Source organism: Streptomyces sp. NPDC059900, assembly GCF_050270335.1.
Taxonomy (GTDB): domain Bacteria; phylum Actinomycetota; class Actinomycetes; order Streptomycetales; family Streptomycetaceae; genus Streptomyces.
Genome location: NZ_JBNNJZ010000336.1, coordinates 1 through 9,149 on the forward strand (window position 1 = coordinate 1; position 9,149 = coordinate 9,149).

Annotated in this window: 8 protein-coding genes; 3 read left to right on the top strand and 5 right to left on the bottom strand. The window is 73.0% G+C overall.

The features are described from left to right. Window positions 1–98: 98 nt before the first annotated feature. Complete coding sequence (locus ACQKIP_RS31375) at window positions 99–1,250, bottom strand: glycerate kinase (protein ID WP_365863370.1); 1,152 nt, start codon at window positions 1,248–1,250, stop codon at window positions 99–101. 288 nt (window positions 1,251–1,538) lie between these two features. Between ACQKIP_RS31375 and ACQKIP_RS31380 the strand changes: the two genes are divergently transcribed. After that, on the top strand, window positions 1,539–2,600 hold the full coding sequence (locus tag ACQKIP_RS31380) for an ADP-ribosylglycohydrolase family protein (protein ID WP_365863368.1): 1,062 nt from the start codon (window positions 1,539–1,541) through the stop codon (window positions 2,598–2,600). Between the two features lie 43 nt (window positions 2,601–2,643). After that, window positions 2,644–3,135, top strand: coding sequence for an NUDIX hydrolase (locus ACQKIP_RS31385; RefSeq protein ID WP_365863366.1), 492 nt, complete (start codon window positions 2,644–2,646; stop codon window positions 3,133–3,135). A gap of 4 nt (window positions 3,136–3,139) precedes the next feature. On the opposite strand, the gene ACQKIP_RS31390 is transcribed toward ACQKIP_RS31385, so the two are convergent. The 4 genes from ACQKIP_RS31390 to ACQKIP_RS31405 form a co-directional block, all read right to left on the bottom strand. Next, entirely contained in the window at window positions 3,140–3,646 is a 507-nt protein-coding gene (locus tag ACQKIP_RS31390) for a methylated-DNA--[protein]-cysteine S-methyltransferase (protein ID WP_365863365.1), read from the bottom strand. A gap of 62 nt (window positions 3,647–3,708) precedes the next feature. Then, window positions 3,709–5,181: an AlkA N-terminal domain-containing protein gene (locus tag ACQKIP_RS31395; RefSeq protein WP_365863389.1), complete on the bottom strand. Its 1,473-nt coding sequence runs from the start codon at window positions 5,179–5,181 to the stop codon at window positions 3,709–3,711. A gap of 126 nt (window positions 5,182–5,307) precedes the next feature. Then, complete coding sequence (locus ACQKIP_RS31400) at window positions 5,308–6,717, bottom strand: phytoene desaturase family protein (protein WP_365863387.1); 1,410 nt, start codon at window positions 6,715–6,717, stop codon at window positions 5,308–5,310. Window positions 6,718–6,945: 228 nt separating this feature from the next. Beyond that, a complete protein-coding gene (locus tag ACQKIP_RS31405) occupies window positions 6,946–7,776 on the bottom strand; it encodes an inositol monophosphatase family protein (protein ID WP_365863363.1) in 831 nt (276 codons plus the stop codon). A gap of 221 nt (window positions 7,777–7,997) precedes the next feature. Here ACQKIP_RS31405 and ACQKIP_RS31410 point away from each other — a divergent pair, with 221 nt between their 5' ends. Beyond that, complete coding sequence (locus tag ACQKIP_RS31410; protein WP_365863361.1) at window positions 7,998–9,092, top strand: chemotaxis protein; 1,095 nt, start codon at window positions 7,998–8,000, stop codon at window positions 9,090–9,092. The last annotated feature ends 57 nt before the right edge of the window (window positions 9,093–9,149 follow it).

The window sequence follows — 9,149 nt, forward strand, 5'->3', positions numbered from 1 at the left end:
TGAGGACATCTTTTCGGGGGTCCAGGGGGCGGAGCCCCATGGTTTCGGGAAGGGGCGGGATCGGGGAAAGCCCCGCAGGGCCGGCCCCAGCCCCGGACTCAGCCCAGAAAATCCCGGGCGATGCCCTCCGCCACGGTCTCCAAGATGGGCCCCGCCTCGGCAATGCACCGGGCGACATCCGGCTCCACGTCGGTGAGCGCGTACGCCCGCCGGATGCCCGCCTTGCCGAGCGCCTCCGCCGGCAGGGCGAGACGGCCGCAGACCGCCACGACCTCGACCCCCGCCGCACGCGCCGCCGCAGCGACCCCCGCGGGAGCCTTGCCGTGCAGGGTCTGCTCGTCCAGCGAGCCCTCCCCGGTGATCACCAGCGAGGCCCTGGCAAGCGCGGGCGCGAAGCCGAGGACGTCCAGCATGACCTCGATCCCGGGCCGGAAGCTCGCCCCGAGCCCGACGAGAGCGCCGTAGCCGATGCCACCGGCCGCTCCGGCTCCCGGCGACTGGGCGTACTCCAGGGCGGAGGAACCGGCCGACTCGGAGAGCACCTGCGCGAAGTGCGCGAGGGCCGCGTCCAGCTCGGCCACGTCCTCGGGGGACGCACCCTTCTGCGGCCCGTACACCGCGGGGGCACCCTTGGGCCCCGTCAGCGGATTGTCCACGTCGCTGGCGAGGACCAGATCCACCGAGGCGAACCGCTTGTCGAGCCCCGACAGGTCCGCCGTGGCCAGCGACGCCAGCGGACCGCCGCCCGGAGCCACCGGCTCCCCGGCCGCGTCCAGGAACACCGCGCCGAGCGCGGCCAGCATTCCGGCCCCGCCGTCCGTCGTGGCGCTGCCCCCGACGCCGAAGACGATCGTCCGCGCGCCCGCGTCCAGCGCGGCGCGCAGCAGCTCACCGGAGCCGTACGTCGTGGACGTGAGCGGGGCGAAGACGCCCTCGGGAAGCAGCTGGAGGCCGGACGCCTCCGCCATCTCCACGACCGCGGTCCCGTCCCGCAGCGCGTACGCCGCGGTGACCTGGTCGCCGAGCGGGCCCGTCACCCGTACCTCACGGCGTTCGAAACCGGCCGCCACCGCCGCGGCGACCGTGCCGTCGCCGCCGTCGGCCACCGGCAGGGCCTCGACCTCCACCTGCGGGACGACGCGGCGGAGCCCGGCCGTCACCCGCTCCGCGACCTGTACGGCCGTGAGCGATCCCTTGAACTTGTCCGCGGCGATGAGCACATGCCCCGCCGTCCCAGCAGCGTCCGCCACCTTGCATCCCCTTGCTTTCCGGGCCTTGCTCGCGTCAAGGCAGTCGCGCCGCTGCGACCATAACCGCAGGAGGGGCCGCCTGCCCATGGCCGTCCGCATATCGGAGTCCCGCTCCCCTCCTTTAAATCACCCTAAAAGCGCTGATAAGCGTGCACGTAGGCGCAAGAATGATCGATCAGCGGCCGGGGAACGCGCCCCCGATCGAAATCCAGACAAACGTCTGACGCTCCACGCCGAACCGGTCGCGTTGACCGCGCACAGCGGCCCGGAATTCGGTAGACCGGATGCATGACCCCAGCGCATACGGAACTCGCCGACCGTGTTCTCGGCGGCTGGATCGGGCGGATATCGGGCAACATGCTCGGCAAACCGATCGAGCGGGGCGACTACTGGTCGCGGGAGCGCATCGAGCGCTATCTGCGGCAGGCCGACGCGCTGCCGCTGACCGACTATCTCCCCGAACCGCCGTCCTGGGTGGAGGAGTTCCAGCTGCGGCCCGAGTGGCAGCAGTGTGTGCGCGGCGGGGTGCACGGCAGCTGCCGTGACGACGACGTCGACTACGCGATCCTCGGGCTCCATCTCCTGGAGACGCACGGGCCCGACTTCAGCACCGAACAGGTCGGCGAGCTGTGGCTGCTGCGCCTGCCTTATCTGCAGACGTTCACCGCCGAGCGCGCCGCGTACCGGAATCTCGCGAACGGGCTCAAGCCGCCGCTCACCGCGACGTACGAGAACTCCTGCCAGGAGTGGATCGGCGCCCTCATCCGCGCCGACATCTTCGGCTGGACGAACCCCGGCGCCCCGCGCCGCGCCGCCTCCCTCGCCCGCCGCGACGCGGTTCTTTCGCACACCGGCAACGGCGTGTACGGGGCGATGTGGGCGGCGGCGCTCGTCTCGGCGGCGTTCGCCGCGGCCTCCCCGCGGGCCGCTCTAGACGCGGCGCTCGGGGTGATCCCCTCGGGCTGCCGCCTCGCCCGTACGGTGCGCCGGGTCGTCTCGCTGCACGAGGCCGGGCTCGGCTGGGAGGAGACCCTCGCCACCGCCGAGGCGGAGACCTCAGGGCTCGGCTGGATCCATGTGGTGCCGAACTCGGCCGTCCTGACGGCCGGACTCCTCTACGGCGACGGCGACTTCACCCGCACCATCGCCCTGACCGTGCGCGGCGGCCTCGACACCGACTCGAACGGCGCGACCGCCGGGTCCGTCGCGGGGGTGCTGTGCGGGGCCGGGGCGATACCGGCGCAGTGGCGGGACCCGCTCGAAGACCGGGTGCGCAGTGCCGTGTTCGGCTTCGACGGCGCACGGATCAGCGAACTGGCTTCCAGAACGCTGGAGTTGGCCAAGGCCTAGCGCGGCGCCCGGCGCCCCTCCCCTGCGCGTCTACCCTTTCCGGGTGACCACTCAGGATTACGCCACGTACATCGCGGGCCTCCCCCGCATCATCGCCGGGGCCGCCGCGCTCTTCAGGGACTCCGGGGGGCGTGTGCTGCTCGTCGAGCCGAACTACCGCGAGGGGTGGGCCCTGCCCGGCGGCACCGTCGAGTCGGACGAGGGCGAGACACCGCGGCAGGGCGCGCGCCGCGAGACCGCCGAGGAGATCGGCCTGGACGTCGAGCTCGGGGCGCTCCTCGCGGTGGACTGGGTGCCGGGCGACCAGCGGCCGCCGCTGGTCGCCTATCTGTACGACGGCGGGGTGCTCGGCGACGAGCAGCTGAAGTCGATCAGGCTCCAGGAGGAGGAACTGCTCTCCTGGCGCCTCGTGGCCCGCGCGGACCTTGCGCAGTACCTGCCGGGCGAGCTGGGGCGGCGGGTGCTTGCCGGGCTCGACGCGCTAGACGCGGGGGCGGGGGCGGTCGAGCTGGAGGACGGCGTACGGGTCGGCTGAGGGTTCAGAAGAGGGCGTCCGCGTTCGCGGCGGCCGGGGTCGCTCCCTCGAAGGCCAGCAGTCGCTGCTTGCGGTCGAGCCCGCCGCCGTAGCCGGTCAGGGAGCCGCCCGCGCCGATCACCCGGTGGCAGGGCACGATCACCCCGATCGGGTTCTTGCCGTTGGCCAGGCCGACGGCACGGGAGGCGTTGGGCTTGCCGAGCACGGTCGCGAGCTGGCCGTACGTACGGGTCTCGCCGTACGGGATCAGCTGGAGCTGCTGCCAGACGGTGCGCTGGAACGGCGTGCCGTCCAGGCGCATCGGCAGGTCGAACTCCGTCAGCTCGCCGGCGAAGTACGCCTCCAGCTGGCTGATCGTCTCGTCGAAGGGCCCGGCGTCGCGGTCGCCGAAGGTCTCCTCGGGCGGGCGGTGGCGCTGCTCGGTCATATAGAGACCGCTGAGGACGCCGTCGGTGGCCACGAGGGTCAGTGGGCCGTAGGGGCTGTCGATGAGGGTGTGCTGGCGGTACATGAGGCCGTCCTCTGCGGTGGGGCTCGTGGTGAGGCTCTTGCACGGGGATGCCGTGGGAGCTCTTATCCGGGGATGCTGTTGATGGGGTGGGTGTCGGTGGCCCACAGGTACTGGACCGCGTACGCCCGCCAGGGGCGCCAGGCCGCGGCCCGTGCGGTCAGCGCCGCCGGGGTGTGCGGGAGGCCGAGTTCCTGTGCCGCGCGCCGGATTCCGAGGTCGGTGGGCAGGAAGGCGTCGGGGTCGCCGAGCGCCCGCATCGCGATGACGTCGACCGTCCAGGGGCCGAAGCCCGGCAGTGCGGTGAGCCGGGCGCGGGCTTCCTCCCAGCCGCTCTCCACGCCGAGCCTGAGTGATCCGTCGGCGAGGTGGCGTACGAGCGTGGTCAGGGTGGTGCGGCGGCTGCGCGGCAGGGCGAGCGCCTGCGGGTCGAGCGCGGCGAGGGCTTCCGGCGCCGGGAAGAGGTGCGTGAGGCCGCCCTCGGGGTCGTCGATCGGCTCGCCGTGCGCCGTGACCAGGCGCGCCGCGTGGGTGCGGGCGGCGGCGGTGGAGACCTGCTGGCCGAGCACCGCCCGTACGGCGAACTCCGCCTCGTCGACGGTGCGCGGCACGCGGCGGCCCGGCGCCTTGGCCACGAGGGGCGCGAGCAGCGGGTCGGCGCTCAGCTGGGCGTCCACGGCGACCGGGTCCGCGTCCAGGTCGAGCATGCGGCGGCAGCGGCTGATGGCGATGGTGAGGTCGCGCATGTCGGTGAGGCTGAGACGGCAGGCGATGTGGTCCGGGGCGGGGGTGAGGGCGACGACTCCGTGACCGTACGGGAGGCGGAGCGTGCGGCGGTACGCGCCGTCGCGCCACTCCTCGACTCCGGGTACGGCGGTGGCGATGAGGTGGCCGAAGAGGTTGTCGGGGTTGAGGGGGGCGCGGAACGGGAGCCGGAGGGAGAGGGCGCCGGGGGCGGACGTCTTGCGCCGGGCCATGGGGGCGCGGTCCCGCAGTGCGCCGGGGGCCAGGGCGAAGACCTCGCGGACGGTGTCGTTGAAGGTCCGGATCGAGGCGAATCCGGAGGCGAAGGCGATCTCCGCCATGGGCAGGGCGGTCGTCTCGATGAGCAGCCGGGCGGTCTGGGCGCGCTGGGCCCTGGCCAGGGCGAGGGGCCCCGCGCCGAGTTCCGCGAGGAGCTGGCGCTCGACCTGGCGGGTGCTGTAGCCGAGGCGGGTGGCGAGGCCGGGAACTCCGTCGCGGTCCACCACGCCGTCCGCGATGAGGCGCATCGCGCGGGCCACCAGGTCGGCGCGCTGATTCCACTCGGGCGAGCCGGGGCTGCTGTCCGGGCGGCACCGCTTGCAGGCCCGGAATCCTTCCTGCTGGCAGGCTGCCGCGCTCGGGTAGAAGCTCATGTTCTCGGGCTTCGGGGGGACGACGGGGCAGCTGGGGCGGCAGTAGATGCGGGTGGTCGTCACGGCGGTGTAGAACCACCCGTCGAACCGCGCGTCCTTCGACTGCACGGCCCGTACGCAGCGCTCGGCGTCGGCGTGCATGGCCGACGGGGCGGGGGTTTCGGCGGCGACGGGGTCAACGGGGGCAACGGACATGCCTCAAGGATCGGCCATGGGGCCACCCCTGGCTGGCGAAAATCCGACATGGACCTCGGGGGCCGGGACCGGCTACCGCTGCCGCAGGGTGCGCCAGACCGCCTTGGCCGCGTTGTGGCCGGACATGCCGTGCACGCCGGGGCCGGGCGGCGTCGCGGAGGAGCAGAGGAACACCGCAGGGTGTGCCGTGCCGTACGGGAAGAGGGAGAGCTTGGGGCGCAGCAGCAGCTGGAGCCCGCTGGCCGCGCCGCAGGCGATGTCGCCGCCGACGTAGTTGGCGTTACGGGCGACCAGCTGCGCGGGGCCCGCGGCGGCACGCGCGAGAACGCGGTCACGGAAGCCGGGAGCGAACCGCTCCAGCTGCCGCTCGATCGCGTCGGTGAGATCGCCGTCCCAGCCGTTGGGCACGTGCCCGTACGCCCAGAAGACCTGCTTGCCCGCAGGCGCGCGGGACGGGTCGACGACGCCGGGCTGCACCGTGATCAGGAACGGCGCGTCGGGCGCGCGGTTCTCCCGCGACGCGGCACGCAGCGCGGCGCCGATCTCCGCACTGCTCGCCCCGACCTGTACGGTCCCCGCCTCCCGCGCCTCCTTCGCGGTCCACGGCACCGGACCGTCCAGGGCGTAATCGATCTTGAAGACGCTCGCGCCGTACCGGTAGTTCTCATAGCTCCGCCCCAGACCCGCGATCCGGGCAAGGGCGGTGGGTGAGGTATCGAAGACGTACGCGCGCGCCGGCGGCAGGTCGTCGAGCCGCTTGACCTCGTAGTCCGTGTGGACCGCGCCGCCGAGGTCCTTCAGATACGCGGTGAGCGCGTCCGAGATCGACTGCGAACCGCCCCGCGCGACCGGCCAGCCGCGGGCGTGCGCCGCCAGCGCGAAGACCAGGCCGACGGCGCCGGTGGCGAGCCCGCCCAGCGGGGCGATGACATGTGCGACGAGCCCGGAGAACAGGGCGCGCGCCCGGTCGTCGCGGAAGCGCCGCATCAGCCAGGTGGAGGGCGGCAGGCCGGTGAGGCCGAAGCGCGCGAGGGTCACCGGATCGCGCGGCAGGGCGGTCGACGGCAGCGCCATGAAGTCCCGCAGGAGGCCGTCCCACTTGTCGACGAAGGGCTCGACGAGCCGGCGGTAGGCCCCCGCGTCGCGCGGCCCGAACGAGGCGGCCGTCTCGCCGACGGAACGGGAGAGCACGGCGGCGCTTCCGTCCGGGAAGGGGTGCGCCATGGGCAGTTGCGGCTGGAGCCACTCGAGGCCGTACCGGTCGAGGGGCATGGTGCGGAACACGGGCGAGTTGATGCCCAGGGGGTGCGCGGCGGAACAGGGGTCGTGCCGGAAACCGGGAAGCGTCAGCTCCTCGGTCCTCGCACCGCCGCCGACGGTGTCCCTGGCCTCGAACACGGCCACCGAGAAGCCACGGCGGGCCAGCTCGACGGCAGCGGTCAGACCGTTCGGTCCCGCCCCCACGACGACGGCATCAAGCATCGACGGCACCTTCGGACTCCTTTGTCAGCCGATGGCCTCTGCCGCCCAGGATAGGCCGGGCCACCGACAGTGCCGTGGGCGCGGGTGGCCTCTGACGGGTGACGCAGTGGTTTCGCCGCGCTGACGGGGGACGCGGCGACCGGGAGGACTGGTGCGCGACGGGGACGACTCAATCGCCGTACGCCAGGCGTCGTTCCGCGGCCGGGAGGGACCTCGGCGTCCCGCAGATCAGACCGCGGCCGACAGCAACTCCACTACCCGGCGGGCCGTGGCGGCATCCCGCGCGGCCGTGAACGGCAGGGCGTTGCCGCCCTCGATCCGGAAGGGCTCCCCGGAGACGGTCAGATGGGCTCCCCCGGCCTCCGCGACGAGCAGCAGCCCCGCCGCGTGGTCCCAGGCGAGCTCCCAGGAGAACGCGACCGCGTCCAACTCCCCCCTGGCGACGGCCAGATACTCCAGGCCCGCCGAACCACAGGGCCGCGGCGCGACGCCCTGCACGCGCAGGCCGAGCAGCGCCTGCTTCTGCTCGGGCGTGGTGTAGTCCGGGTGGGAGGTCGCAACTTCCAGGACCTCCCCCGGCGAACCGGCCACCAGCCGCTCGCCGTCCAGCCAGGCGCCCTTGCCGCGCACCGCCACGGCCATCTCGTCGAGTGCCGGGGCATACGTCCAGGAGGCGTGCACCTGTCCGCGCCAGGTCAGCGCGATCAGCATGCAGAATCCGGGGTCGCCGTGCACGAACTGCCGTGTGCCGTCGACCGGGTCCACGATCCACACCGGTGCGTCGGCGCGTATCGACTCGTACAGGGAGGGGTCCGCGTGCACCGCTTCCTCCCCCACGACGACCGAGCCCGGCAGCAGGGTGGTGAGTGCTTCCGTCAGGTGTTCCTCGGCGAGCCGGTCGGCCACCGTCACGAGGTCGTGCGGGCCGCTCTTCTGGACGACGTCTTCTTCGGCGAGCTGCCTGAATCGCGGCATGACCTCCGCCGCAGCGGCCTTGCGGAGTGCTTCTTCGACGTCAGGGACGCCACGTACAAGAAAATCTTCGATCACTTCGATCATGCCTCCATGAGAGCACGCCGGGCTGACAATCCGTGCGGCTCGGCCGTACGGGCGATGGAATCGAGATGAATCCCCCGTTAACCACCCGGCCCGCCCCCGCCGAAGTGACCCGTTCCGGGTGAAGTGCCCCGGCCGTGGAACCGTCATAGGGTGGATTTCATGGCGTAACGCCCTCTTTGGGGGGCCTTCGTACGCCACCCCGCCCCGAAAGGGTCATGTCCATGCACCCGTCCCTCAATCCTGCCGCGCTGGCCGAGCTGCGCCGGCCGCGCCCCTACCCCGCCGTCACGGTCCTGCTGCCGACCCACCGCAGAGAGCCGGACAACGCCCAGGATCCCGTGCGGCTGCGCAATCTCGTCCACGAGGCCAAGGAGCGTCTGGAGTCCGACCCGGCCGTGACCAGGGAGCAGCGGCGCGAGGTGGCCGCGCAGCTGGACCGGGCGGTGGCGGAGATCGACCTCGTGCACGCCGAGGACGGGCTCGCCGTCTTCGCGGCCCCCGGAGAGCACCAGGTGTGGTCGCTCGCCAGGACGGTGCCCTCGCGCGTGGTGCTCTCGGACACCTTCCTCACCCGCAACGTCGTCGCGGCGCAGGCCGCCGAGCGCCCGTACTGGGTGCTCGCCCTCTCGGCCGACCGCGTATCGCTGTGGAGCGGCACGGCCGGCCGGGTCACCGAGCACCGGGCGGACGGATTCCCGCTGGCCCGGAGCCTGGACGACCCGGACGCCGAGCGCAAGGAACGGATCGGCGACCTGCCGAGCACCTTCCGCGACGAGCAGACCCGCAGGTTCCTGCGCGAGGCGGACGCCGCCGCGGCCGGTGTGCTCCGCGCCCACCCGCGCCCCCTGTTCGTGGCCGGGGAGGCCGCGGCGCTCTCCCTCCTCGACGACGTCGGCACGGTCGGCAAGGAGGCCACGCCGGTCCCGCACGGCGGGCTCGCGCACGGCTCCGCGGACGCGGTGTGGCAGGCGGTACGCCCGTTCCTCGCGGCCCGCGACAAGTCGGAACTCGACGCCGTGCTGCACGAGTTGGACGCGGCGCAGGGCCGGCGCCAATACGCCGCCGGTCTCGACGAGGTCTGGCAGAACGTGACGACGGACCGTATCCGCTTCCTCGCCGTGGAGGACACCTACCGGGCGACCGTGCGCGACGACGGCGGCCATCTGGTGCCCGCCGGGTCCGACGACCTGGACGCCGTGCACGACGTGGTCGACGACATCGTCGAGCGCGCCCTGGACACCGGCGCACAGGTCCGCTTCGTCCCCGGGGACACGCTCGCCGACCGGGGCCGGATCGCCTGCGCCCTGCGGTACTAGAAACGGCTCCAGGGAAAGGACCGCACCGAATGAACCCCATGCCGCCGATCAGGAACC